General features: G+C 70.9%; 18 protein-coding genes and 1 tRNA gene. 11 read left to right on the forward strand and 8 right to left on the reverse strand.

Annotated features, from left to right (window positions below; all coding sequences use genetic code 11):
• Positions 1 to 253 precede the first annotated feature (253 nt).
• Positions 254 to 1,057 carry an S-methyl-5'-thioadenosine phosphorylase gene (locus AB0B63_RS23760; RefSeq protein ID WP_208569671.1) on the reverse strand — a complete coding sequence of 268 codons (804 nt, stop codon included), beginning with the start codon at positions 1,055 to 1,057 and terminating at the stop codon, positions 254 to 256.
• Positions 1,058 to 1,207: 150 nt separating this feature from the next.
• On the opposite strand from AB0B63_RS23760, the gene AB0B63_RS23765 reads away from it, so the two are divergent.
• The 3 genes from AB0B63_RS23765 to ygiD all read left to right on the forward strand — a co-directional run bounded on the left by AB0B63_RS23765 (position 1,208) and on the right by ygiD (position 3,285).
• Positions 1,208 to 1,798, forward strand: a complete 591-nt coding sequence (locus AB0B63_RS23765) for a YqgE/AlgH family protein (protein WP_208569670.1) — start codon at positions 1,208 to 1,210, stop codon at positions 1,796 to 1,798.
• Positions 1,799 to 1,906: 108 nt separating this feature from the next.
• Positions 1,907 to 1,979: transfer RNA gene (locus AB0B63_RS23770), tRNA-Ala, on the forward strand.
• A gap of 424 nt (positions 1,980 to 2,403) precedes the next feature.
• Positions 2,404 to 3,285, forward strand: coding sequence for a 4,5-DOPA dioxygenase extradiol (gene ygiD, locus AB0B63_RS23775; protein ID WP_357022297.1), 882 nt, complete (start codon positions 2,404 to 2,406; stop codon positions 3,283 to 3,285).
• A 408-nt stretch (positions 3,286 to 3,693) separates the two neighbouring features.
• Here the strand turns inward: ygiD and AB0B63_RS23780 are convergent, their stop codons facing one another.
• Complete coding sequence (locus AB0B63_RS23780) at positions 3,694 to 3,822, reverse strand: hypothetical protein (RefSeq protein WP_357022300.1); 129 nt, start codon at positions 3,820 to 3,822, stop codon at positions 3,694 to 3,696.
• 520 nt (positions 3,823 to 4,342) lie between these two features.
• Between AB0B63_RS23780 and AB0B63_RS23785 the strand changes: the two genes are divergently transcribed.
• From AB0B63_RS23785 to AB0B63_RS23805, 5 genes are all read left to right on the forward strand, one after another.
• On the forward strand, positions 4,343 to 5,308 hold the full coding sequence (locus AB0B63_RS23785) for an ABC transporter substrate-binding protein (protein ID WP_357022303.1): 966 nt from the start codon (positions 4,343 to 4,345) through the stop codon (positions 5,306 to 5,308).
• Positions 5,309 to 5,359: 51 nt separating this feature from the next.
• Positions 5,360 to 6,211 (forward strand): ABC transporter permease, encoded by an 852-nt coding sequence (locus tag AB0B63_RS23790; protein WP_357022306.1) that lies wholly within the window; start codon positions 5,360 to 5,362, stop codon positions 6,209 to 6,211.
• Complete coding sequence (locus AB0B63_RS23795) at positions 6,208 to 7,050, forward strand: ABC transporter permease (RefSeq protein ID WP_357022309.1); 843 nt, start codon at positions 6,208 to 6,210, stop codon at positions 7,048 to 7,050. Before AB0B63_RS23790 ends, AB0B63_RS23795 begins: the two co-directional genes overlap by 4 nt.
• A 23-nt stretch (positions 7,051 to 7,073) precedes the next feature.
• The gene (locus AB0B63_RS23800) at positions 7,074 to 7,919 is read left to right on the forward strand and encodes an ABC transporter ATP-binding protein (RefSeq protein WP_208569666.1); all 846 of its coding nucleotides are present in this window, start codon (positions 7,074 to 7,076) and stop codon (positions 7,917 to 7,919) included.
• Positions 7,920 to 8,114: 195 nt separating this feature from the next.
• The gene (locus tag AB0B63_RS23805; RefSeq protein ID WP_357022313.1) at positions 8,115 to 8,927 is read left to right on the forward strand and encodes a Hint domain-containing protein; all 813 of its coding nucleotides are present in this window, start codon (positions 8,115 to 8,117) and stop codon (positions 8,925 to 8,927) included.
• A gap of 2,066 nt (positions 8,928 to 10,993) precedes the next feature.
• On the opposite strand, the gene AB0B63_RS23810 is transcribed toward AB0B63_RS23805, so the two are convergent.
• The 4 genes from AB0B63_RS23810 to AB0B63_RS23825 form a co-directional block, all read right to left on the reverse strand.
• Complete coding sequence (locus AB0B63_RS23810) at positions 10,994 to 15,088, reverse strand: Ig-like domain-containing protein (RefSeq protein ID WP_357022316.1); 4,095 nt, start codon at positions 15,086 to 15,088, stop codon at positions 10,994 to 10,996.
• 244 nt (positions 15,089 to 15,332) lie between these two features.
• Positions 15,333 to 16,178, reverse strand: a complete 846-nt coding sequence (locus tag AB0B63_RS23815; RefSeq protein ID WP_357022319.1) for a hypothetical protein — start codon at positions 16,176 to 16,178, stop codon at positions 15,333 to 15,335.
• Positions 16,175 to 16,684 carry a SigE family RNA polymerase sigma factor gene (locus AB0B63_RS23820; RefSeq protein WP_357022321.1) on the reverse strand — a complete coding sequence of 170 codons (510 nt, stop codon included), beginning with the start codon at positions 16,682 to 16,684 and terminating at the stop codon, positions 16,175 to 16,177. The genes AB0B63_RS23815 and AB0B63_RS23820 overlap by 4 nt, the downstream gene beginning before the upstream one ends.
• A 216-nt stretch (positions 16,685 to 16,900) precedes the next feature.
• Positions 16,901 to 19,357 carry a DUF4153 domain-containing protein gene (locus AB0B63_RS23825; RefSeq protein WP_357022324.1) on the reverse strand — a complete coding sequence of 819 codons (2,457 nt, stop codon included), beginning with the start codon at positions 19,355 to 19,357 and terminating at the stop codon, positions 16,901 to 16,903.
• A gap of 132 nt (positions 19,358 to 19,489) precedes the next feature.
• Here AB0B63_RS23825 and AB0B63_RS23830 point away from each other — a divergent pair, with 132 nt between their 5' ends.
• Positions 19,490 to 20,443 (forward strand): lytic polysaccharide monooxygenase, encoded by a 954-nt coding sequence (locus tag AB0B63_RS23830; protein ID WP_357022327.1) that lies wholly within the window; start codon positions 19,490 to 19,492, stop codon positions 20,441 to 20,443.
• A 199-nt stretch (positions 20,444 to 20,642) separates the two neighbouring features.
• On the opposite strand, the gene mgrA is transcribed toward AB0B63_RS23830, so the two are convergent.
• Positions 20,643 to 21,632: an L-glyceraldehyde 3-phosphate reductase gene (gene mgrA / locus AB0B63_RS23835; protein WP_208569659.1), complete on the reverse strand. Its 990-nt coding sequence runs from the start codon at positions 21,630 to 21,632 to the stop codon at positions 20,643 to 20,645.
• Positions 21,633 to 21,724: 92 nt separating this feature from the next.
• On the opposite strand from mgrA, the gene AB0B63_RS23840 reads away from it, so the two are divergent.
• Together AB0B63_RS23840 and AB0B63_RS23845 are read left to right on the forward strand one after the other, a co-directional pair.
• On the forward strand, positions 21,725 to 23,221 hold the full coding sequence (locus tag AB0B63_RS23840) for a magnesium chelatase (RefSeq protein WP_208569658.1): 1,497 nt from the start codon (positions 21,725 to 21,727) through the stop codon (positions 23,219 to 23,221).
• Between the two features lie 2 nt (positions 23,222 to 23,223).
• On the forward strand, positions 23,224 to 25,173 hold the full coding sequence (locus tag AB0B63_RS23845; protein ID WP_357022331.1) for a VWA domain-containing protein: 1,950 nt from the start codon (positions 23,224 to 23,226) through the stop codon (positions 25,171 to 25,173).
• A 22-nt stretch (positions 25,174 to 25,195) separates the two neighbouring features.
• Here the strand turns inward: AB0B63_RS23845 and AB0B63_RS23850 are convergent, their stop codons facing one another.
• Complete coding sequence (locus AB0B63_RS23850; RefSeq protein ID WP_357022334.1) at positions 25,196 to 26,218, reverse strand: helix-turn-helix domain-containing protein; 1,023 nt, start codon at positions 26,216 to 26,218, stop codon at positions 25,196 to 25,198.
• Positions 26,219 to 26,255 lie beyond the last annotated feature (37 nt).

A 26,255-nucleotide genomic window follows, 5' to 3' on the forward strand; every position in this document is an offset into this window, starting at 1 on the left:
GACCTGCCGAATCTATCGGGTGGCAGGCGGTGGTTCGGGTGCTTTGCCGGCTATCGCCCCGGTGGCTGTGCCGCCATGGTGGCGGCACAGCCACCGGGGCAGCGCGTCGTCGCCTCGGCGGGCGCCCGGCCGGCCGGGGTGGCGGCACGGCGTGGTGGGGGCGTGGTGGGGACGCGGTTGCGGTGCGGTCGCGGGAAGCGGTGGCGGCGCGGTGGGCGCGGTGGGGGTGCGGTCGCGGGGGTGCGGGAACGGCTCAGGGGAGGGGGAACGGGGTGCTGATGCCGTCCAGCGCGTGCCCGCAGGGGCAGTCGCGGTCGGCGGGCAGGGCGGCCACCGCGTCCAGCAGTACGCCCCGCAACCGGTCGGTGTTCTCCCCGAAGACCCGGAAGACCTCCTCCTGGGTGACCGAGTCGCCCGCCTCCACCCCGGCGTCCAGGTCGGTGACCAGCGCGATGGAGGTGTAGCAGAGGGCGAGTTCGCGGGCGAGCACGGCCTCCGGGTGGCCGGTCATGTTGACCACCGTGCCACCCATCGAGGCGTACCAGCGGGATTCCGCACGGGTGGAGAAGCGGGGCCCCTCGACCACCACCACCGTGCCGCCGTCCACCGCCGGCACGTCCCGCCCGGCCGCCGCGCCGAGCAGGGTACGCCGCCCCACCGGGCAGTACGGGTCACCGAACGCGACGTGCACCGCGCCCTGGTCGTAGTAGGTCTGCACCCGGCCGCTGGTGCGGTCGATCAGCTGGTCGGGCACCACGAAGGTGCCGGGGCCCAGCTCGGGGCGGAGCCCGCCGACGGCACACGGGGCGAGGACCTGGCGGACCCCGAGGGACCGCAGCGCCCACAGGTTCGCCCGGTACGGGATCAGGTGCGGTGGGTGGCGGTGGTCACGCCCGTGCCGGGGCAGGAAGGCCACCGGTCGACCGCCCACCGACGCGATCGTGACCACGTCCGAAGGGGCGCCGTACGGGGTCTCCACCTGGTGTTCTGTCGCGTCGTCGAGCAGCGCGTACAGCCCTGAACCACCGATCACCGCGATGTCCGCCGTCGGACCCATCGATCCTCCCTCGACCGCCTTCGATCACCTGTCGGTCAGACCTTAGCCACCGCACCGGGTGCAGGCTATGGTGCCAGACATGGCGGTGACAGCACGGATGGTCGGTGGTGCCCGGTTGTCGGACCCGGTGCGCGGCTGACGATGTCCGAGATGCAGGGGGAGGGACCGGCGATCAGCGGTCGTGCCGTGGAGTCGATGACCGGGCGGCTGCTGGTCGCGACACCGGCGCTCAAGGACCCGAACTTCGATCGTACGGTGGTGCTGTTGGTCGCCCACGAGGCCAACGGCGCGCTCGGGGTGGTGCTCAACCGGGCCACCGAGGTCGCCGTCGCGGACGTCCTCGGTGAGTGGAGCGACCTCGCCCGCCACCCGGCGGTGCTCTTCGAGGGCGGCCCGGTGCAGCCGGAGTCGGCGATCTGCCTGGCCCGGATGCGGCACCCGATGCGGCGGTTGAAGGGTTTCCAGCCGATCTCCGGCGCGGTGGGCACCGTCGACCTGTCGGCCGACCCGGAGCGGATGCGGGACAGCATCGGCGGCATCCGGGTCTTCGCCGGCTACTCCGGTTGGGGCTCCGGGCAGTTGGAGCAGGAGATCGAGGACGGGTCCTGGTTCGTGCTCGACGCGCTGCCCGGCGACGCCTTCGTCGACCGTCCGGACGACCTCTGGCCGATGGTGCTGCGCAGGCAGGGCGGCATGATGGCGGCGGTCGCGCACTTCCCGCCAGACGTGGCGTTGAACTGATCCGTCGGGCGCTCCCGGGGCCGGTCCGGGGGGTACCCCCGTGAGATGACCATGCCGGGCGTCGTGTGTATAGTTCTCTCCGTGCCCGGGCGACCGGGACGACCGCAAGGGGCCGTGGCGCAGCTGGTAGCGCACCACACTGGCAGTGTGGGGGTCAGGGGTTCGAGTCCCCTCGGCTCCACCCTTGAAGTGTCAGGTCAGCGACCTGGTCGAGTGATCATCGACCGGGTCGCTGATTCGTTTCCACCCCGGCGTCCGACGGGCTCTCACCTCAGCCTCGCACCGCACACCCTGCCGGGCGCCTGGACACCGGGCAGCCGGGGTCGACGCCAACCACCAGGCTGGTAAGAGGCACGCGTACCGCCTTCGATCGGTAGTCGACTTCGGGGGAGAGGCTGGTCGGAGCCGGGCCCGGACAGGTGACCGTCTGCGGCTCCCTCGGCAGCCGCGCTTGCGGGACGGTATCTCGATCCGCAGCCCTCGACGGAACCCGATCGACGATCCGCGAGGAGCGTGCTTCGGGCCGGAGCTGACGCGCGGTGGCACTATCGTGAGGTTCAGGGCCGGCAGCCCGCGCCGTAAGTCCGCCCCGGAGGGAAGCCCACGTGTCTTCAGACGTACCGCCCGCCCCGGAGGTCGTGATGCCCGCGGCGTTCCTGGGCCACGGCAACCCGATGAACGCTCTCGAGGTCAACCGGTACACCTCGGCGTGGAAAGCCTTCGGCGCTGCGGTGCCGCGTCCACGCGCGATCCTGGTGGTGAGTGCTCATTGGTACATCAATGCCACGGCCGTCACCGCGATGCCCCGGCCGAGGACCATCCACGACTTCTACGGGTTTCCCCGGGAGTTGTTCGAGGTGCAGTACCCGGCTCCGGGGCTGCCCGAACTGGCCGAGGAGGTCAGTGACGTCGTCCATCCGACCTGGGTCGGGGCCGACGTCGACAGCTGGGGCATCGACCATGGCACCTGGTCGGTGCTGACGCACGCCTTTCCTGAGGCGACGATTCCTGTCGTCCAGCTCAGCATCAACGCGGACAAGTCGTTTGACTACCACCTTCAACTGGGTGCCCGGCTCGCTCCACTGCGCCGGCGTGGTGTGCTGATCGTGGCGAGCGGCAACGTGGTGCACAACCTGGGCGGCATGGACTGGGCGCTGACTGACGACGGTTTCGACTGGGCGCGGCGCTTCGACGAGGACGCCACCTCCCGGATGCTGACCGACCCGGGCGAGTACGCGACTCTCGACGCCCACGGGGACTTCCGCCGGGCGGTGCCGACGCCTGATCACTTCATTCCCGCGTTGTACCTCGCGGGTCTCGCCGCTGCCACGGACGCGCCTGACACCGAGATTCTCGTGGACGGTTACGCCTACGGCTCGTTGTCGATGACCGCGTACACCCTGGGGATGTCCTGCCCGCAGTTCGACGGCCGGGGCGGATCGCCCCAGCCGCCGTCCGGCCTGCCGCCGGACGGGTCCAACATCTGAGGGAGTGCCGGCTGTACCTGACGGCAGGCTCAGGCACAGTCCGGCATCGGTCGTCAGGCTCACCTTTCCGGCAGGGTGGGCGTCAGGGGTTCAAGTCTCCCGCGAGGGTGAGTGCGGCGGCGGGTCGTTGTGACTCCGCCCCGTACCGGGCTGGCCCCCGCGCGCTGGGGTGTGGAGACCCTGCCACCTGCCCGGCTGGGGTTTGCGGGGGTGGACGGCGGACTCCTGCGCCGGGGTCTACCGGGACGGTGGGAAGGCCGTCGCGGGATGTGGGCGACGCGCTGCCGCAGCTTCCGGTGTGCTGGGGTCACCGACGACGGGCAGCTCAGCCACGGTGTGGACAGCAGCGGCCGACGCGGTCGGTTTTTCCGGATCTGGGCAGGGTACGCCTGAGCGCGGAGCTGCCGATCAGAACGGGACGAGTGCCTTGCCCGCGCCGGTGCCGGGGCGGATGGCGGGGAACTCTGGTCCCTTCCAGTGGCCGATCGGCGCGCGGGTGATGGCGGGAACGGCCGCGATGGGCTCTTCCACGCTCATGTTCACTCCCGGGGGCCGATGGCATCTGGTGGAGAAGCTAGCCGCCGCTGCCGGCCCGGTCAACAGGTGGAGACGGATAGTTATCCACCCGCCGACCTGCCCGTTCGTGCTGTGCGTCGGCGTATCGCGCCCGACACGTTCACGCAATGCGAGATAACATTCCGCATCTTGACAGGGGTTTTCGGGCCCCGTACCTTCGCTGCAAGTCGGCGAGGCGTCAGGGTGCTGCTGGGGTGCAGCCCGACCGCCCGAACCGGCCGTGACCAGCGTTGCCCGGCCGTGCCGTGACGCCGTCTGCGGTTCTCGCGGCCCTGATTGATCCTCCCAATCTGGCAGTTCAGGCATTCAGCACCATCACCAAGTCGATGCAGCTCGCGTCGGAACCACACCGCAGCAGCCAGGCGGTCGTATCCGTCGCGGCAGAGCCGTCCCTTCGTATCCACCGAACGCCCTCATTCCCGCCACCGGCATCGGCGGCGGAGACGTCGGGGGCACGCGCCAAGCACATAGGAGCATCACGATGAACACACGACGTACCGGTGCGGTGGTCGCCCTCGCCGCGCTGCTCTTCACGAGCGCCTGTGGCGGGGCCGAAGGCGCTGCGGACAACGCGGACGGCACCACGAAGGTCTCCGTCACGACGTTCGGCTGCGAAATCTGGAACACCTGGGCGATCGGGAAGGGCGTCTACAGCAAGCACCGCCTCGACGTCGAACTGGTCCGCTCCGGGGGTGGCTCGGCGGCGGTCGCCGCAGTGCTGTCCGGGGCAGCCGACTTCGGCTACGTCAACGGCTACACCGCGATCAACGCCTACAACACCGGCTTCCCGATCCAGATGGTGTCCGGGGTGAACGTCAACGCGCTGCCGCCGGCCAAGCCCGCGCAGGGCGTCTTCGTCGGCAAGGACTCCCCGATCAAGGCCGCCGCCGACCTCGCCGGCAAGAAGATCGCCGTCAACGAGATCAACGGCATCAACCAGATCGTGACCGCCAGCTGGCTGAAGGCCAACGGGGTCGAGCCGGACAGCGTCAGCTTCGTGGCACTGCCCTTCACCGAGCAGATCCCCGCCGTGCTCAGTGGACGGGTCGACGCCGCGCAACTCGGCTACTCGCTGCTGGGCAACAACAACGACAACGTACGCAGCCTGGCCGACCCCTTCGCCAGCAGCGACAAGATCTACATCGCGACCTACGTCGCCGCCAAGAGCTTCGTCGGCAAGGGCGACGCCGCCAAACGCTTCCACGAGGCGATCACCGAGACCGCCCAGCAGCTCAACGACCCGGCTAACAAAGACGAGGCGTTCAAGTTGCTCTCCGAATGCCAGAAGGTGCCGGCGGAGACCCTCGCCGCACAACCGCAGAACGCCCTCGAAGCCGCCGTCGACGTCGCCGCGCTGGACCGGATGGCCCAGCAGATGGTCGACCTGAAGATGCTCCAGAAGAAGCCCGACCTGGGGCCCTTCGTCACCGACTTCGCGCGGTCCTGACCTGTCCTGTCGTCGCGGTAGGCGGGCCACCATGAGGGGAGAGGACGTGACATGGCGTCGGACGTCCACGTGATTGATCAGGTCGAGGCGGACGCCCGACCCACCGGCGGGCCCGTCGCGGCCCGCCGGTGGGGCCCCACACCCGACTGGGTGCTGGGAGTGGCGGGCGTGGTGACCATGTTCGTGCTGTGGGACCTGGTGGTCCGGACCGGGACGGTCTCGGTGGACTCCCTGCCCTACCCGGCGGACACCCTGCAACGGGCCGGCGAACTGCTCGTCGACGCGACGTTCCTGACCGAGGTGGTGCAGACCCTGTGGGCGTGGCTGCTCGCCATGCTCGTCGCCAGCGCCGTCGGCATTCCGCTGGGGCTGCTGCTGGGCTACTTCTCCGCCCTCTACCGGCCGTCGTCCTCGGTGGTGCACGCCGGCCGGTCGATCCCCTCCTCGGCGTTCCTGCCGATCGCCATCCTGATGTTCGGCCTGGGCACCCAGATGAAGGTGTCGCTGGCGATCTACGCGATCTTCTGGCCGATCCTGCTCAACTCGATGTACGGCGTCCGCGACACCGAACCGCTGATGCTGGCGACGGGGCGGAGCATGGGCTGGACGCGTACCCGCCTGCTGACCCGGGTGGTGCTGCCGTCGGCTGCCCCGGCCATCGCCACCGGGCTGCGGGTCGCCAGCTCGACGGCGCTCATCGTGGTGCTCTCCGCCGAACTGCTCGGCGCCACCAACGGCGTCGGAACGGTGATCACCACGTACCAGCAGGCGCAGCGACCCGACTTCGTCTACGCGGGGATCCTGCTCGTCGGCCTGCTCGGAATGGGCCTCTACTACGGCTTCAACCTGGTCGAACGCCTGGTGGTCCCGTGGGGCCAGGCACAACGGGAGGGTGGGCGATGAGCGGGCAGGCACTGAGCCGGCCGATTGCCACGTCGGCACTGGCGGTGGGACGCGGGGTACGGTCGCTGTGGCTGCTCGCCCTGCTGCTGGTGGTGTGGGAGGTCGCCGCCCGGATGGTGGGCTCCCTGTTCGTACCGCCGGTGTCGCAGATCTTCGGAGCGTTCGTCGACACCTGGCTGTCCGCGTCCCCGTCGTCGCTGTTCCTCAGTTCCCAGTTCCGGGCCGACGTCCTGCCGAGCCTGGCCCGACTCGGCCTGGGCTACGGCGCGGCGACGGTGCTCGGTGTCGGCGCCGGCATCCTGATCGGGGTGTGGCGGCCCGCCGGCGCGTTCTTCAACCCGCTGATCCGGCTGGGCATGTCCGTGCCGGTCACCGCTCTGCTGCCCATCGCCATCGTGCTGTTCGGCATCACCAGCGGGATGAACATCTTCCTCATCGCGCTGGGCTGCCTCTGGCCGATCCTGATCAACACCTACGACGGCGTCCGGGGCATCGACCGTACGGTGGTCACCGCCGCCCGGAGCCTGCGACTGACCCGGCGTCGCTACTTCCTGCGGGTCCTGCTGCCCGGCGCCAGCCCGGCGATCTTCGCGGGGATGCGGATCAGCATCGGGATCGCGCTGGTCCTGATGGTGATCTCCGAGCTGTACGCCGCCACCGCCGGCCTCGGGTTCTACATCGTGAGCCAGCAACGGCTGTTCCAGTTCCCGCAACTGTGGTCGGCGATCGTCCTGCTGGCGCTGCTGGGCATCCTCTTCAACGCCATCTTCGCCCTGGTCGAGCGGGTGCTGCTGCGGTGGCACCGCAACGTGCGCCCCGACAGCGCGGAAAGCCACTGACCGACACCACGTAGGAGCTACGGATGAACCCCGTGACGACCCGACCGCAGCAGCCCGGCGCCGCCCTCGACACCGCCGTGCTCGACGTGCAGCAGTTGAGCAAGTCCTACCGGTCCCGCAAGGGCGACGTGCCCGCCGTACGCAGCATCGAGTTCGCCGTCCACGCCGGCCAGTTCGTGTCGGTGGTGGGGCCCTCCGGCTGCGGCAAGACCACCCTGATGATGTGCATCGCCGGGCTGCTGCCCATCTCCGGCGGCGCGGTCATGTTCCGGGGGGAACGCATGTCCGGCCCCCGCGACGGGGTGGCGGTCGTCTTCCAGGACTACAGCCGATCGCTGTTCCCCTGGTTGACCGTCGAGAAGAACGTCGCCCTCCCGCTGCGCGACCGGGGCCTGCCCCGCGCCGAGATCCGGCAGCGGGTGCAGGAGTCGCTGGAGATGGTGGGCCTGGCCCACGCCGCCGGGTTGCACCCGTGGCAACTCTCCGGCGGGATGCAGCAGCGGGTCGCCATCGCCCGGGGGCTCGCCGTACGACCGGAAATGCTGATCATGGACGAGCCGTTCGCCTCGGTCGACGCCCAGACCCGGGCCAGCCTGGAGGACCTGCTGCTCAAGGTCTGGGCGGAAACCGGCACGACGGTGCTGTTCGTGACCCACGACATCGACGAGGCGGTGTACCTGTCCGACCGGGTGGTCGTGCTGTCCCAGGGCCCCTCCGTGGTCGTGGCGGACCTGCCGGTCACCCTCGACCGACCCCGCGACCAGATCGCCACCAAGCAGACCCCGCTCTTCGGTGAACTCCGCGAGCACGTCTACTCCCTGGTCATGGCGTCGCAGCGGCGGACCTCGCTGTCGGGGGAGCCGAGCTGACCGGGTGACCGGTTGCGTCGACGCGGCTTACGGGCGGGACGGGCCCCTCGGGGGAGGCCCGTCCCGCCCTTCCGTAGTGCTCTGCTGCTCAGGGCGCGACGGGAGTCGCCATGCGAGAGCGACCCGGCTCAGGACAGGGGCGCTGGCTGCAGCTGAGGACGAATTGCTCGTCTGACCATTCTCCGACGCGCTGAGGTGACAGACGGCAGCCGGAGCGGCGGCCGCCCCGGCAACAGCTTCACCGGCGACACGAAGGTCCTGATGGCCGATGGCAGCCACAAGCCCATCCGTGACGTGAAGCTCGGCGACAAGGTCCTGGCCACCGACCCCACCACGGGGCGGACCGCGCCGCGAGTGGTCACCGCTCTGATCGTCGGTAGCGGCACCAAGCAACTCGTCGACATCACCGTCACCGTGGACGGCCCCCAGGGCAGCCGCGCCGAGACGATCACCGCCACCGCCGGACACCCCTTCTGGGTCGCCGACCAGCAGCAATGGCGCGAAGCCAAGGACCTCAAGCCCGGCTACACCTTCGAAACCGCCGACCACCGACCAGCAGCCGTAGCCGGTACACGCCTCCGCACCCAACCCGAGGTCGTACACAACCTCACCGTCGACACCCTCCACACGTACTATGTGCTCGCCGGCACAACGCCGGTCCTCGTGCACAACTGTGGACCTTCACTTGATGATCTCGCAGCAGCAGGTAAGGCGCCTGACAAGAATGGTTTCACTCGTGCAGGATTTGAGCAGCAGAAGCATGGAAATCGGGCAACGAATAATGGTCAGTGGGCCGTACCTGACGGAAAGCGAAATCCGACCGGCTGGAACGGCGTCGGGCAAGACGCGCTAGAAGATATTCTTACGCATCCGAAGACGGCCACTCAAAGCTATACCAACAGGGCTGGCGATAATGTGAAAGAATTTCTTCTGCCCGACAAGGGTGTGCAGTTCCGGCAATCCGGCGGTGTCGGTGACTGGGTTCTCCACTCCTTTAGGGAGAGTTAAGCATGGCGGTTCACCAGTACGGGGATGCCCTTATTGAGATCACAGTACTTAGCGACAGAGAGTCGGGTGGGTGGATGGCCGAGGTGTGGGATCTAACGCCTCGGACCGGAGGGGAGTTGATGCACTGCTACCAGCCGCCAACGGGCGATTTGTCGATCGACTTGCTGGGGAATCGGGTTCCGGTGGACCTCGTGATGTGGTCCATGACGGTAGTGAGGGATGAATTGGTGGGCTACAGATAGTGCTCGGTTGCCGCATTGCCAGGGGCTGCACCGACGTCAACGACTTTGGCGCAGCCTTCTGTGCATGGCGTGGGAATCGGGTGCCGAGTACGCGCGGTACGTAGGGTTCGGCTCTGTGGCAGAGCAGCGCTTGACGACCTCGGGGGGTGACGGATGTACGCACGGGTGGCTGGTCGTCAGCTGGGGTTGCCGTCACGGTTGCCGTCAGGGCCGCCTTGTCATGGATGCCTCTCGATGCATATAAGTGTGTGCCGTGCGTGACCGGATGGTTCGGCGGCGTGGCATCGATCCCCAAGGTGGCCCGTCCGCGATGGTTGTGCAGGAGTTCTAAGACCGCCGGGATGACTTCCTCGGGGTTGAGTGGCTCGGCGTGGCGGGCGTGCGCGCGGGGCCGTAGGTCTATGGCGCGTGCGCGCGGCCCGGCTTCGGCCGGGCTGCTTCTCTTGATTATGTAGAGCAAATTTGAATCAGCGTGGGGCCTCGCCCGGCGGTCGGGTTGTTGGCTTGCGGGGGCGCCGGGTCTTCTTGGCGGTCAAACTTCGTGAACTGGAAGGAGTTGACCTTCCTGAACTATGGAGATCCAATCAAGATTTCGCGGACTCGAGGGTTGTCCGATCAGCAGTTGATTGATTCGATCAACAATCCGAATGAGCTGGGGGTAGTGTGGTGCTCGAGGTGCGTGAGGTTGTGAATGGAAACCATAGAGTCGGGGAGGCTCTCAGGAGAATGAATGATCCATTCTTTGGCGGAATTATGCCCGATACTGAATTTTTGGTTGTGCGGTAAAAATTTGATGCGGTTGATTGCAGAGTTCCCTTGAGGGTGTGGTCATGATTGGTAGGCTGCGGCGCAGTGGGCTGGTCAGGTCGCGCTTCGGTTGGCCTGTTCCCCGGATTGCCAAGGCGGCGTCTTCGCGAGAGATTTCTGTGCTCGTCGACGTTGCTAGGAGCTGCGGATTTAGTCGTAAGGGTGAAGGTCTCGAGATTCAGGAGGAATGGCGCTACTTTCTTTTTCCATACCTTCGGGAGTCGTCTCCTGCACCGAGCTGGATGTGCATTGTGGTTGCGGTCATGAACCCCGCACGAGCGTCTGGCGCTGAACGGTTTGAGTTATGCTATTCTCGGCTCGATGTGCCTATTGAGAATTTCCGACGCCTATCAAATGCCGCTGCGGTCGATCGTGACCAAATGCTTCATTGGGTTGTCTGGGAGGCGGCCAAAAAGGTTGGCAGGAAGAACGCCTCTGAAAACAGAAATAACAATTGACTGTTGCAGTATGTATTACGCCATCATCCTCTATTGGTTTGGGTGTAAAATGAGATCGTTGCCGCGTTGATCGCGAGTTGGTCCGCCAGCAGCATCCCAGTGAACAGCACCCGCGGACCTGAGCGACCTCGACTTACCGCAACCGTCACCTCAACCCTGCTCAAGATTCAAATATTCACTACGCCATGCGATCTTCGGACTGCCCTCACGATCGTCGGATGGGGGCGACGCCGGCATAGGTGGCGAGGTGCCTGGCCTGGGGGTGGGTAAGGCGGTGCAGTCGCCGACTTCGAGGATGCGGGCTGTGGTCCTGAGGCGATGCCGGGCATGCTGGTCAGGACCGAGGATGTTAGCCCTATTCATGCACTTCGAAGGTCCTCGTCCGGCTCGACGTCATTGGCGGGTTTACGCCTGTGCCGGCTTGGCGTTGCCTGGCCGATCTGGAGCAGGTACGGAGTTGACTGAGTAGGTCCCCGCCTTCTCAGGGGAGCAATAGTCGGGTGGCCGCACCGCCCGAGGGCACCGGAAGGACCCAGGGGGCCCTTCCGGTGCCGGGCCGTCAGGTCCTGGTCAGGGTCACCTGCACCGCCTCGCCCAGGCTCTGGCCGGCCGCGTTGGCGAACCCGACAGTGAACGTCACGTCGAGCCGACCAGTCCTGACCAGCGTCTGCCGGTACGCGGGCGCCACCGTCACGGTCACCGTCACCGTGTTCGCCTTCGCCACCTGCCGGCTGACCGTGTTTACCTTCTCCCCGGTGAGGGTCAGGGTGCCGGCCGTGTTGACCGTCGCGGTGAGCGTCGCCGTACCCGAGACGGGGTCGGCCTGCACCGACCCGATCCGTACGGTCGGAGCCGGTGTCGCGGGGTCGACCGTACCGACGACCGGCTTGGACAGCGTCGACTGCCCGGACGAGTCGACGACCATCGCCTGGAATTTGACCTGCCTACCGGCGTCCTTCGCCGCCGGTGTCCAGTCGAACAGGTAGGGGGCGGTGGTGCTGGTGCCGACCAGGGTGCCGTTGACGAACAGGCTCGTCGAGGCGATGGCGAAGTCGTCGGTACCCCGGATCAGCGGGTGCACCGTCGACCCGACCTGGAGCACCGCGCCGCGTCCCGGGTCGGCCACCTCGGCGGAGGGTGCGGCGTCGGCGACCCGACCCACCGTGGTCGGCACCGCCGGTGGCGGGGTCGGTCGGCGCTTGGTGACGGTGACCGTGGCGCTGCCGGTGCCGTCCACGCCGGAGATCGCTTCGACGCCGGTGGCCGGGACCGCCGGGCCGCCCGACACCGGTGGCCCCGCGCCGAGGTAGCTGCCGGTCAGGGCGAACGGGGCACCCTCGCGTACGGCGGTGTTGTCGGCGTTGGCGTTGTAGACGGCGAACCCGTTGCCGGTGAGCACGTTGCGGGTGCCGGTGAGCGCCCCGGCCGTCTCGGTGCCGGCGTCGGTCAGCAGGATGCCGTACGACCGCTGGGGTGCGGGCGTGAAGTAGTTCCCGGTGATCCGGCTGGTGGTGACGAAGCCGTCCGTCCCGCTGGTGTACGCGACGCCGGTCTGCGGGAACCGGCTGTTCGGCTCGCCGGTGACCACGGTGTCGGTCACGTACCCGTGCTGGCGGATGCCGGAGCGGACGGTGGTCTCGGGGGTGCCGTCGCGGCCCCGCGCGCCGTCGAAGAGGATGCCGCCGGACTGGTAGCCGCTGACCACGCTGCCGGTGACGGTCACCTCGCTCTCGACGGTGCCGGTGCCCGCCCCCCGGATGATGCCGGTCTTGACGATGCCCCAGCCGTGCGGGTGCGCGGCCAACTCCTCGTCGGTGCTCGCCACCCGCAGCGGGCCGACGACGCTGTCGGCGACCCGGCCGGCCGCGCCGAAGAACGCGATGCCCGCCTCGGCCCAGACGTCGCCCGAGGTCACCGTCACGCCGGAGAGGTCGAGGAACATCTCGTTGGTGTCGGTCGAGCCGAGCGACTGCCGGGACACGGTGATCACGTTGCCGCCGCCGTCGCGCAGGTACGGCTGGTCGCCAGCCAGGTTACCCAGCGACGGGTCCGGCTTGATGGTTACCTTGTCCGCGCCGGCCCCCTTGATCTTCAGCGGCTTGGTGATGGTCAGGCCGTTGCGCGCACCGGTCTGCACCGGGTTGGACGCGTGGTTCACCGGCGTCGACGACTCCTGGTAGACGCCCGCGCACACCACGATGGTGTCCCACGGCGACGCGAAGTCGACGGCCCGCTGGATGGAGGTGAAGTCCGCCGTCGGGCACTGTTTGCGGTCGTCGTCGACCGTCCACGTGGTGTTGCCCTGCGGGTTCGCCACCGGGTCGACGAGCGCGACGTTGCCGGGGGTGTTGTCGTACCCGGCGAGGTAGGTCGCCGGGTCGGGGCCGCCGAGGGCGGACGGGCCGTGACCCGCGCCGTCGGCCCGGTCGCCGTCGGACAGGAGCTGCGCCCCCGCGTCGGATTCCTGGAAGCGTACGTCGGCCAGCTCGATCGAACCGGACTTCGGCAGGTCGCCCACGCCGAAGCGGAGTTCCAGCTTGGCCAGCGCGCCCACGTCGACGCCCTGCGCCGCGAACTCGGCCAGCGGGATCCGGATCTGGTCCAGGACGATGTGGGTGTTCGGGGTGTTCGTGCCGGTCGACATGTGCAGGGCGTTGCCCCAGCGGGGGTCACCGGCGTCGACGGTCCCCTCGTGACCGGCGGCGTCGCGCAGCGCGATCTGGAACCGTTGGGTCGTCGAGGCCGGGTCGTACGACGTGGGTTTCTCGTTGGGCCACACCGGGTTCGTCGGGGTGCCGTTGACGGTGGTGTCCCGGGTGTTGTCGCCCCGGTTGTCGGCCCCCGGGTTGCGGGTGTCGAAGAAGTTCACGGCGGCGCTCAGGGCCAACGCCTTCAGGTGCCGTACGTCGGCGGACGCGGCCGGGATCGCGGCGGTCAGCGACGCGGTCGAACCCGGCTCCCAGGCGAGGGTGAGCTGACGGCCGTAGGAGTGGTTGACCGGGCTGTTCTCCCGGGTGCCGTTCTGCCCGCCGAGCGCTCCCGCCGCCGGCAGCGGGCAGGGCTTGGCGGCGGTCGGCAGCCCCGTCTTGCCGAGCTGCGCCGGGGCGAAGTCCTGCGGCTCCGGGTTGCACCAGTCGTACCCGCCGGAGGTGCTCGCCGGTTTCGGGGTGACCCCGGCGGCCTGCGCGTACGGGTCGGCGAAGCCGGTGCCGGTCAGGGTTCCGCCGAGGGCGTTACGGGTGAGCGGGTTGTTGACCTCGGGCCGGATCACGTCCACCCGCTCCTGCGGGGCGGCGAAGTAGCTGGTGTTGACCCGTTCGTCGCATCCGATCGCAGTGCCGGACGGGCTGGTCGGGCAGGCCGACGCGGGGACCTGGAGCCCGCCGGGGGTGTTCGCCAGCTCGCCGGTCAGGTAGGGCTGGAACGCGCCCTCGCCGCCGACGTAGCGGCGGAAGAACGCGGCCATCGTCGCCAACCCCAGCTTCTCCTGGTCGCCCATCCGCGCCGGGTCGCCGGAGAACTTGGTGTTCACGGCCGGGTTCAGCGGGTCGGAGTTGTCGATCTTGTAGTTCAGGTCGGGGTCGGTGTAGCTGGCCGCGCCGCTGAGCCGCAGGTTGTTCGGGTGGATGTTGTTCGTCGCGAACGGCGCGGAGTTGCCGCAGGCGGCGTCGTTGTTGGCCTGGCCGTCCGCGCCGCCGTCGGCGTACCAGACGGTGTTGTACCAGTTGTGGATCGCGCCGAGGTGCTCCACCTGGATGCGGGGGAACGGGTCGCCCGGGTTGACGTACTGGCTACGTTCGAAGAGCCGCGCGCCCTGCAGGTTGGACACGTCACCGTCGCACATCGGCAGGATCGACAGGTACGGCATCCCGTACGGGGCCTTGCGCTCGTAGTCCACCGGGGCGAGCGAGATGACCCCGCGCAGCGGGTAACGCGGCCCGTCGGTGCGGATCCGGTTGTAGTCGATGAAGCTCGACACGGCGTCACCGCCGCGCGAGTGGCCCATCAGGCCGATGCGGGTCAGGTCGAGGCGGCCGGCGAGGGTGGTGCCGACGGTGGTGTGTTCGTCGATCGGCAGCCCGCCGGGGCGGTTCGCCGCGCTGAGCGCGTCCAGGGTGGCGGCGATGAGCATCCGGCGGCTGTGCATGCCTTTGCCCTTGTTGCCGTCCTGCCGCATCATCAGCTGGTCCTGGGACACCGAGAAGGCGGTGTAACCCCAGGTGGCGAGGTTCTCCGCGAGGTAGGCGTAGCCGTTCTCGTTGTGCTTGAACTGGGCGCAGGTGAGCTGGGCGGTGTCCTGACCGGAGTCGCACGAGCCGTGGTTGCCGTGCACCAGGACGAGCACCGGCGACGGCGTGGTGCGTCGGGTGAAGTCAGGTGTGTACAGCTGGCCCCGGATCTCGATCCGTTCCGGGGCCTGGGCGGTCCCGGCCGTCGGGTCGGCGCCTGAGGAGTTCGGCTCCTGGATGCTGGCGAGGCCGAGTTTGGCCTCCTGGACGGCCTGGTGGCCGAAGGGGCCACGGGCCGTCGGGTCGGGCAGGTCGGTCGTGGACGCCGGGGGCGGCGCGACCACGGTGGGTGACGCCGCGGCGGCTGGCGCCGCCAGCGCCAGCGGGGCGGTCATCGCGACGATCACCGGGAGGAGTACGCGCATGCTCCTCGATGTTCGTACCGTCAAAGGATTCTCCTCGGAGCGAGTTGAGCGTTCAACGATCGCGAACGCTAACCAGCCCCCGTTTCTCCGAGGTTTCCGTTGACAGCCGTTTTCCGGCTGATCGAATACTGTCCTACCAGGGGAAATGCGCCATCGACGGTGATCCGGCGGGTGATCGGACGGATGCTGGAATTGCGGATGGCCGTCGCCAATCAGGCCACCCGCTCATCCCGGTCACGTCGGGTCAGCGCACCTGAAACCGGTCGTCGGCGGCGAGGGCCGCGAGTCGATCCACCGTGAACGGCAGCGCGGCCAGTTCCGGTTGCCCGTCGCCGAGCCGCCGCGACTGCGCCACGAAGACCACCGCCCCGTCCGGATGCCGGTACGCCGCCCACTGGTCGAACCGGTCGTCGTCGCCGGGGCGGACCACCACCCCGACCTGCGTCGCCCCGACGGTCACCACCTCGCAGTCGCCCGGCATGCCCCAGAACTGCCGGGCCAGCGGGCACGGCTCGGTCGGCAGTTGGTTACCGGCACTGTGCACCTCGACGAGCAACCGGCCCATCCGTTGCCCCTGCTGCAGGGTGAGCGAGGACGTGTAGCTCCACACCTCGACCCCGTTCACCCTGTCGTCGAACTGTGCCTGGTGGTCGCGCAGCAGTGGCCGGCCGGCCGGGGGGTTCGCCGGGTCCGCCGGCACGGTGTAGCCGGCCGGCACCACCGCGACGAGGTCGTCGAGCAGCCGGGCCGCCTGGTCGTACCGGGTGCCGGCCCGGGCCGTCCGGTCCTCCTGGGGTCGACCGTCCGGCCCGGTCGGCCACGCCGGTTTGGTGTCGTGCACCGACGGCGGTGGGACGGGGCCGACGCCCGGGGTGAACCCGTCGGAGCCGGGTGCGCCGACGGCCCCGATGGCCCCGACCCCGACCACCGTCAGCAGCGCCGCCGTCAACCCGACGCCGGCCCAGGTGGCACGACGGCGTACCCGGGCCCGGCGGCCGGTACGCAGCGCGGCGTCCACGCTCAACGACGGCGGTCGGGTGGCGACCGCCATCTCGGTCCGTAGTGCCTCGCGCAACTCTTCGCCGTTCATGGTTGTCCCTTCCGGGCTCCGCTGGGGGTGGGCGACAGGAGGCCGCGCAGGGTGTCCAGGCCACGCGCCGACTGACTCTTCACCGTGCCGGCGGAGCAGCCGAGCAACGCGGCGGCCTCCTCGACGGACTGGTCCTCCCAGTAGCGGAGCACCAGGACGGCCCGTTGTCGTGGCGGTACGGCGGCCAGGGCCTGGAGCAGCACCAACCGGGTCTCCGGTGACTCGGGGGGTGTCGCCCGGTCGGTCTGCTCGTCGCCCACCCGTTCCCGCCGCCACCAGCCGCGCCGCCGTTCGTCGAGGAACGTCCGGACCAGGATCTGGCGTAGGTAGGCGTCCAGCACCTCGTGCCGGGACACCCGGTTCCAGACCAGGTAGAGCTTCGTGAACGCGGTCTGCACCAGGTCCTCCGCCCGGTGCCAGTCGCCGCAGAGCAGGTACGCGGTGCCGCGCATCGCCTCCGACCTCGCCGCGAAGTACGCCGCGAACGCCGTGTCGCGATCACCCATTCAGGCCTCCGATCACCGATTCGAGATAGTCACGCGGTTTCGGGGCGGGGGGTTGCCTGGGCGGGCGGAAAATGTTCACCGGTGGTCCGGTGGTGGCCCGCCCGCGCCGTCGCCGGGCCCACCTGACGCCGCTGCCCGGCCGGTGCGTCACCGGGCCGGGCAGCGAGGTCGGTCCGGCCCCCGGTCGGAGGCCGGGTGCCGGGCGGCGCAGGTAGGTCAGCGCGGGGTGCGTCGGGTCTTCGGCAGGTCGAACTGGTCGGCGGCCTTGCAGTCCTTCTGCCCGCCGATCGCGCGGGGGCCCAGCCGGTCCAGCTCCGCACGGGCCCGACTGCGGCCCAGGTTCCAGGCGTACCACGGGTCGGGCTCGGCGAGGTCGTCGTCGATCCAGCTCAGCGTGCAGCGGCGGACCCGGTCCGGCAGGTTGGCCAGGGCGGGGGTGGCGTCGGCGGAGAGCGCCCGCAGGTACCAGGCGTCGATCTTGCCGGTCTGTTCGTAGCGGGCGATGTTGCGGCGGGCCGCGTAGTCCTCCGGGTTGAGCACGGCCAGGCTGAGCAGCATCACCACGGCCAGCCCGACGGTGACGCCGGGGATCCACCGGCCCCGCCACCGTACCCCCGCCACCAGGATCATCAGGAAGACCGCGCCGAGCAGCAGCTCGAAGGCCATCACGAAGATCCGCTCACCGGTGAAGCTGTAGACCTTCTGGTAGGTGTACATCCGGGACAGTGCCGACACCACGATCACCACGCTGAGCGCGCTGATCAGTCCGAGCAGGACCCGCAGCAGGATCCGTTCGACCCTGGTCTCCCGGCGGGCCCACCGGCTGACCCCGCCCAGCACCGCCACGGTCAGCAGCGTGACCACGGTCAGCTGCCAGAACCCACTGCGGGCGTACTCGGCGTAGCTCAGGCCGGCGGTGCGCAGGACGTGCCGTTGCCCGCCGAAGAGCACGGTGAACTGCACCGCGACGAAGCCGACGAAGAGCAGGGTCAGGGCGGCGATGGCCGGCGCCCACTCCAGGGTCCCCCAGTGACGTCGACCCTCCCGGTCGACCGTCGACAGGTCCGGCGGGGCGGCCAGGGTGTAGGTGGCGGCGACCGCGATCAGCCCACCCACCACGGCCAGGAAGAGCCAGCGGAACACCGTACCGGCGTTGATCTCGGGCACGATCGCGCCGAGGACCTGGTCGAAGGCGGCGTCGGCGGAGGAGAGCAGCAGCCCGAAGACGAGCAGCACCACGGCGGTGGCGGCGACCGATCCGACGACCCGGGGCACCAGCTGGCCGGAGCCGGTGGTGCTCACGTGCCGGCGCACCCAGGGCAGCCCGCGCAGCGCCGCGAACGGGGCCGCGACCAGGCTGAACAGGATCGAACGGACCTGTCTTCCGCCCACGATGGCCAACGTCGCGCAGCCCAGCGCCCCGAGCACGCAGAACGTCACCAACCACCAGGCGTTGCGGAAGGCCAGCACGGCCAGCAACGCCAACGCGCCCGCCGCCCAGCCACCCCGGATCAGACGATCGGTGCGGGTCAGCGTCCCGGTGCTGTGGCGGACGGCGGCGACCACCCCGACGGTCAGGATCAACCAGCCGAGGAACCAGCCGATGCCGGTGCGGCTCAGGGGCACGAAGAACGCCACGCCCAACGCCCCGGCCAGGACCCCCGCCGGCACCGCCCACCCGGTGGCGGGCCGGGGGCCGGGCCACCGGGTGCTGAGGAACGACGGCGGGGGTGAGGTCGGGTGCCAGTTGGCCGGGGGGCCACCCCAGTGCGGAGCCGGCCGCCCACCGGCCGCCGGCCCGGGCGTCCCGGGCCAACCGGGCCCCGCCGTCGCCGTCCCGCCGGTGCCGGGTGTCGCGGGCTGCCCGACCCCGGGCCGGTCGGGCCCGGGGGTCGCCGTCCCGTCGGTGCGGGGCGTCGCGGGCTGGCTGGCCGCGCCCGGCGTCGCCGTGCCGCCGCCGGCCGTCGCGGGTTGGCCGGCCCCGGACGGCGTGGGCCCGCTGGTGGCGGGCGTCGCGGGTTGGCCGGTGCCGGGCTGCGGGTCGCCCACCGTCGAGGTCGGTGGGGTCGGAGCGCCATCGGCCGTGGTGCCATCGGCCGTGGTGCCATCGGCCGTGGTGCCACCGGCCGTGGTGGCGGCGGCAGTGGTGGCGGCGGTTGGAGTGCCACCGGCTGTGGTGCCAGCGGCCGTGGTGGCGGCGGTTGGAGTGCTGCCGGTCGGGGTGGCGGCGGTGCGTGGTGCCGGGACGGTCACCGACCTGGCCTGCTCGCCGACCACCGACCCACCGGACGCAGTCGCCGCCGACACACCGGGAGCCGGCCCACCGGGAGCCGCCGCACCGGGAGCCGACCCACCGGCCGGTTCGTCGCCGGGCGGCGCGGTGGGATCGCCGTCTCCGTGGTCGGCCGGCGCGACGGCGGGCGGGACCGCGACCGGAGTGACGTCGCCTGCCGGCACCAGCGGCAGGAAGATGGCGTACCCGAGGGTGCCGTCCGGAACCTGGACGGGGATGGCCCACCCGGGCTCACCCTCCCGACCGGGCCACCTGATGGCCGGGGGCATCCCCGCCACGGTGGGCATGGTCAGCAGATGGGGCACCCCGTCGGCGGGCGGGGACCCGGGCGGCGGTGGGCTGCCCCCCGGGGAGTCTTTCGTCGGCTCCGGCTCGGACACGGTGTGCTCCTTGATGCGGGAAGTGCGGTCACTGTAGAGCGAACCGGTCCCTGCTGCGGCCCCGTTACCGGCGCGTCGGATCGTCGAACCTTTGCCCGCCCGCATCCGTACCAAGGGCGGGAGGTCGACCAGATGACCGTACGCCGAACGTTCGCCGCGCTCGCGGTCGTGGCGGTGACCGTGCTGCTCCCGGCGGCTCCCGCCGCCGCGCACGGCGCTCCGACCAGCCCGCTGAGCCGTTCGGCGGCCTGTGGCCCGGAGGGGCCGCACGTCTCCACGCCGGCCTGCCTGGCCGCGGTGTCGGCGGGCGCGGCGCTGCGCGAGTGGGACAACATCCGGGTGTACGGCGTGGCCGGCCGGGACCGGGAACGCATCCCCGACGGTGAGCTGTGCAGCGGCGGGCTCTCCGCCTACCGGGGGTTGGACCTGGCCCGGGCCGACTGGCCGGCGACGGAGCTGACCGCCGGGGCGAGGTACACGTTCCGTTACCGGGGCACGATCCCGCACAAGGGCACCTTCCGGCTCTACACCACCCGCTCCGGGTACGACCCGCGGACGCCGCTGCGCTGGGCCGACCTCGACACGATCCCGTTCCTGTCGGTGACCGACCCGCCGTTGCGGGACGGGTCGTACCAGATCCCGGGGCGGTTGCCCGCCGGGTTGACCGGCCGGCACCTGATCTACACGGTGTGGCAGAACTCCGACACCCCGGACACCTACTATTCCTGCTCGGACGTGCTGTTCCGATCGGCGGGCAGGGTGCTCGCGGCTACCCCGACGGACACCCCCCCGACCCCGTCGTCGACCGCTGCGGCGACCGGTGCCGACCCTGACCCGGTGGCCCCCGCCGACGCCACGTCGGACGTCGACGGGTCCGGCGGCGCGGGGGAGGAGGCCGGCGTGCCGGTGGCGTCGGTGACCCAGGTCGGGGGCGGCAACCTGCGGCTGGTGGTGGGCGCGGCGGTGGTGGTGACCGTACTGCTGGTGGCGGCGGTGGCGACCCGGCTGCGCCGACCGGCTCCCGTGCCGCCCGGCCGGCCGTGTGGCGTCCGCAACCACCGTGCCGGCCGCCGCCGCATCTGGTGAGCCCGCCGTGCGGGCCACCCGGGCCCGCATGATCCACACAACGTCGCCCAGGTAGCGGTATCCCCAGGCAGGGCTACCGCTACTTCAGCCGACGCGCCTCGTCCGGGCATCCGCGGCGGTCCCGCCGCGACGTTCGTCTCTACCCCGTCGCCACGGTCGCCCCCGGCCTCGCCCGGCAGTCACCCCCCGGCGGGGCGGGTCAGGGGAGGAGCTGATCGATTTCGGTCAGCTCGTCGGGGGTGAGGTCGAGATGGCGTACGGCGGCGATGTTGCCCTCCAGTTGGGCCACGCTGCTCGCCCCGATGATCACGCTGGTCATCCGGGGGTCCCGCAGCGCCCAGGCGAGCGCGAGCTGGGCCAACGTCTGCCCCCGCCGCCCGGCGATCCCGGCCAGGCCCCGGATGGTGGCCAGCTTCTCCTCGGTCACGTCGTTCTCGTCGAGGAAGACGCTGGTGCGCACCCGGGAGTCGGCGGGGATGCCGTCGAGGTAGCGGTCGGTGAGCAGCCCCTGGGCCAGTGGACTGTAGGCGATGCAGCCCGCACCGACCTCGGCCAGCGTGTCGAGCAACCCGTCGGCCTCGGTCCACCGGTTGAACATCGAGTACGACGGTTGGTTGATCAGCAGCGGCGTACCCAGGTCACGCAGGATCGCGGCGGCCCGCGTGGTCTGCTCCGAGTCGTAGTTGGAGACGCCGACGTAGCGCGCCCGACCGGACCGGACGATGGCGTCCAACGCGCCCATCGTCTCCTCCAGCGGGGTGTCCGGGTCGAAACGGTGGGAGTAGAAGATGTCCACGTGGTCCAGGCCCATCCGCCGCAGCGACTGGTCCAGCGAGGAGATCAGGTACTTGCGGGAGCCCCACTCGCCGTACGGGCCGGGCCACATCAGGTAGCCGGCCTTGCTGGACACCACCAGCTCGTCGCGGTACGGCTTCAGATCGGTGGCGAGCAGCCGTCCGAACGCCTCCTCCGCCGCGCCGGGCGGTGGGCCGTAGTTGTTGGCCAGGTCGAAGTGGGTGACGCCGAGGTCGAACGCCCGGCAGACGATGTCCCGCTGGCGGGCGAAGGGGCGGTCGGGCCCGAAGTTGTGCCACAACCCGAGCGAGATGGCGGGCAGTCGCAGGCCACTGCGCCCACTGCGGCGGTAGGTCAGCTGGTCGTAGCGGTCGTCAGCGGCGAGGTAGGTCACGCCGTCGACCCTAGCCCCGCCGCCCGGCCCGGGCCGGCATGTCGGAAGAGCGATCCCGGTGCCGGCGGCACAGGGCACCCGACCGCGCTAGCGTGGGTCGGGTGACTGCGCCCAACCAGGCTCTCCCGGTCCCGCCCGCCGACCTGCCGGGCACCCTCGGCGCACTGCGCGCCGCCGGACACCGGTACCAGACCGTCAAGCAGGAACTCCGCCACAACCTCCTGGCCCGGATGCGCTCCGGCGAGGACCGTTTCCCCGGCATCGTCGGCTACGACGACAGCGTGCTGCCCGAGGTCGAGCGGGCGTTGCTCGCCGGCCACGACATGGTGCTGCTCGGCGAACGCGGCCAGGGCAAGACCCGACTGATCCGCGCGCTGGTGGCGCTGCTCGACGAGTGGACCCCGGTGCTGCCCGGCTCGGTGCTCAACGAGCACCCGTTGCACCCGCTCACCCCGGCCTCCCGCGCGTCGGTCGCCGAGGCCGGCGACGACCTGCCGATCGGCTGGCTGCACCGTTCGATGCGGTACGGCGAGAAGCTGGCCACCCCGGACACCAGCGTGGGTGACCTGATCGGTGACGTCGACCCGATCCGGATCGCCCAGGGTCGTACCCTCGGTGACCCGGAGACCATCCACTTCGGGTTGGTGCCGCGCACCAACCGGGGGATCTTCGCCGTCAACGAGCTGCCCGACCTGGCCGAGCGGATCCAGGTGGCGCTGCTCAACGTGCTGGAGGAGCGGGACATCCAGGTTCGCGGCTACCAGCTGCGGCTGCCGCTGGACCTGTTCCTGGTGGCCAGCGCCAACCCGGAGGACTACACCAACCGGGGCCGGATCATCACCCCGCTCAAGGACCGGTTCGGTGCGGAGGTCCGCACCCACTACCCGGTCGACCTGGAGCTGGAGCTGGCCCTGATCCGGCAGGAGGCCGACCTGGTCGCCGAGGTGCCGGAGCACGTCCTGGAGGTGCTGGCCCGGTTCGCCCGCGCGGTGCGCGAGTCGCCGTCGGTGGACCCGCGCTCCGGTGTCTCGGCCCGGTTCGCCATCGCCGCCGCCGAGACGGTCGCCGCCGCCGCGTTGCGCCGCGCCGGTCTGCTCGCCGGTCCGGCCGGCGCGTCGGCCGCCGGCTCCGCGTCGGGTGCCGGCGACGCCACGGTACGGCCCGAGCAGCCGGTCGCCCGGGTCGGCGACGCGGTGTCGGTGACCTCGACGTTGCGCGGCAAGGTGGAGTTCGAAAGTGGCGAGGAGGGGCGGGAGATCGAGGTCCTGGCCCACCTGCTGCGGGCCGCCACCGCCGAGACGTTCCTGGCCCGGCTGGCCGGGTTGGACCTCTCCGGTTTCACCGCGCTGGTCGCCGAGGGGGCGGTCATCGAGACCGGTGAGCTGGTCTCCTCGGCGGAGCTGCTGCGTCAGGTCGGCACCGTGCCGGGGCTGGCCAAGGCGCTGGACCGGCTGGGGCTGGGCGACGCGCCCACCCCGGAGCAGGCCGCCGCCGGGGTCGAGTTCGTGCTGGAGGGGCTGCACCTGACCCGCCGGCTCGGCAAGGACGTCACCGATTCCGGTCGTACCGTCTACGGCGGTCGGAGCTGAGGATGGCCGGCAACCGGTTCCGGTACGGCCAGTGGCAGGGCGGCCCCGACCCGCTCGCCCCGCCGTACGACGTGCGTGCCGCCGTGGACTCCGTCGGCGCGGAGGTGCTGGCCGGCGGCAGTCTGCGGGAGGCGCTGCGGGATCTGCTGCGTCGTGGCCCCCAGGGCCGGGGCGGCCTGGACGACCTGGCCGCCCGGGCCCGCCGGCTGCGCCGGGAGGCGCTGCGCCGGGGTGACCTGGACGGCGCGGTGACCCGGTCCCGGGCTTTGCTCGACCAGGCCCTCGCGGCGGAGCGGGACGCGCTGCGTGAGCGCACCGACGACGACGCCCGGTTCGCCGAGGCGGTGCTCGACAACCTGCCCCGGTCCACCGCCCGCGCGGTGCAGGAGCTGGCCGGCTACCGGTGGACCAGCGACGAGGCCCGGCAGGCGTACCAGCGGATTCTCGACGGGCTGCGCGGGGAGGTGCTGGAGCAGCGGTTCGCCGGGCTGCGCGACGCCGCGCGGGCCGCCGGTGACCCGGCCGTGCAGGCGCGGCTCGCCGAGATGATGCGGGACCTCAACGACCTGTTGGCCCGGCACGCCCGTGCGGAGGACACCACCGACGCGTTCGCCGAGTTCATGCGCCGGCACGGCGAGTTCTTCCCGGAGCAGCCGGGCACCGTCGACGAACTGGTCGACGTGCTGGCCCGCCGGTCGGCGGCCGGTGAGCGGCTGATGCGGTCGCTGTCCGACCGGCAGCGCGAGGAGCTGGCCGGGTTGATGCGGCAGTCGCTCGGTGACCGGCTCGCCGGTGAGTTGTCCGCCCTCGACGCCCACCTGCGCGCCCTGCGCCCCGACCTGAACTGGCAGCGCGGCGAGCGGGTCCGGGGCGACCAGCCGCTCGGCTACGGCGAGGCGACGGGGGCGCTGGACGAGATCGCCGAGCTGGACGAGCTGCTCGACTCCCTCGACCAGCAGCAGCCGGGGGCCACCCTGGACGACGTGGACGTCGAGGCGGTCGCCCGGACGTTGGGCCGCGACGCCGCCGACGACGTACGCCGGCTGCGGGAGCTGGAGCGGGAGCTGCGCCGGCAGGGCTGGGTGGGCCGGGCCGCCGACGGGTTGACGCTCAGCCCGAAGGCGTTGCGCCGGTTGGCCGGGACCGCGCTGCGCCGGGTCTTCGCCGACCTCACCGCCGGCCCGCGCGGCCAGCACGACCTGCGTACGGCCGGGGCGGCCGGCGAGGTCAGCGGCGCCTCCCGGCAGTGGGAGTACGGCGACGAGCAGCCGTTGGACGTGGTGCGCACGCTCACCCGGGCGGTCCGCCGGGCCGGCCCCACCGTGCCGCTCCAGCTCGCCGTCGAGGACTTCGAGGTGGTGGAGACGGAACGGCGGGCGTCGGCGGCGGTGGCGCTCTGCGTGGACCTGTCGTACTCGATGGTGTCGCAGGGGCGGTGGGGGCCGATGAAGCAGACGGCGCTGGCCCTGTCGCACCTGATGGCGACCCGGTTCCCGCAGGACGCGTTGCAGATCGTCGGGTTCGGTCGGGAGGCGGTGACGCTGACCCAGCGGGAGCTGGCGGCGGTGGAGCCGGACATGGAGCAGGGCACCAACCTGCAGCACGCGTTGCGGCTGGCCGGCCGGCACCTGCGCCGGCATCCGGGGGCCGAGCCGGTGGTGCTGGTGGTCACCGACGGTGAGCCGACCGCGCATCTCGACCCGGACGACGGCGAGGCGTACTTCCACTGGCCGACGCTGCCCGAGACGGTCCAGGCGACCATCCGCGAGGTGGACCGGCTGGCCCGCGCCGGTGTCACCCTCAACCTGTTCCTGCTGGGCGACGACCCCGGACTGCGGCGCTTCATGGATGCCGTCGCCAAGCGCTCCCGGGGCCGCCTCTTCACCCCCGACCTGGGTGACCTGGGCGAATACGTGGTCTCCGACTATCTCCGCTCCCGCCACACGACCTGACCCCCACCCACCCCCGCGTCGGTCATGCGGTCGTGGCGGACCCCACCACCGCATGATCGACGGCGGGTGGGGGTGGGGGTCGGCGGAAGGTGCGCCGGTAGGTCGAGGGGGAGACGCCGATCCGGGTGTGCAGGTGCTGGCGCAGGGCGGCGGTGGTGCCGAAGCCCGCCCGGCGGGCCACCTGGTCGACGGTGAGGTCGGTGGTCTCCAGGAGGAGCCGGGCGTGGTCGGTGCGCTGCTGGAGCAGCCACTGTGCCGGGCTGAGCCCGGTCTCCGAGCGGAAGTGCCGGGTGAAGGTGCGTACGCTCATCCGGGCATGGGCGGCCAGTTCCCGCAGGGTGACCGGCTCGTGCAACTGCTGGCGGGCCCACTCGCGGGTGGCCGCCGTCCCGCTGGCCGGGCTGCGTGGCACCGGTCGTTCGATGTACTGGGCCTGGCCGCCGTCGCGCCAGGGCGGCACCACGCACCGCCGGGCCGCCCGGTTGGCGACCTCGCTGCCGTGGTCGCTGCGGATGACGTGCAGGCAGAGGTCGATCCCGGCGGCCACCCCGGCCGAGGTGAGCAGCTGGCCGGAGTCGATGAAGAGCACGTCCGGGTCGAGGTCGACCTGCGGGTACAGCCGACGGAACGGTTCGACGTGCGCCCAGTGGGTGGTGGCCCGGTGCCCGTCGAGCAGCCCGGCGGCGGCCAGCGCGAACGCGCCCGTGCAGATCGACATGATCCGGGCGCCCCGGTCGTGGGCCTGCCGCAGGGCCGCGGTCACCGCCGGGTCGACGGTGCCGTCGGTCATCGGCGGGCCGCCGTGCAGGCCGGGCACCACCACCGTGGCGACGGTCGTCAGCAGGTCGAGCCCGTGGTCGGGGAGGACTCGGAAACCCGAGGAGCTGCGGACCGGGTGGCCGCCGGGGGTGCAGGTGTCGACGGTGTAGAGCGGTTGCCGGTCGGCGGTGCAGGCGGCCCCGAAGACCTGGGCCGGGGTGCCCAGGTCGAGGCCGACGACGCCGTCGAGGGCGAGCACGCCGATCCGGTGCGGGACGAGGGTCATGGCCCGATTATTGCGTACGATGGCTTTCCGGCCACTC

It is taken from the genome of Micromonospora sp. NPDC049081, from assembly GCF_040648835.1.
Classification (GTDB): Bacteria; Actinomycetota; Actinomycetes; order Mycobacteriales; family Micromonosporaceae; genus Micromonospora; species Micromonospora antibiotica.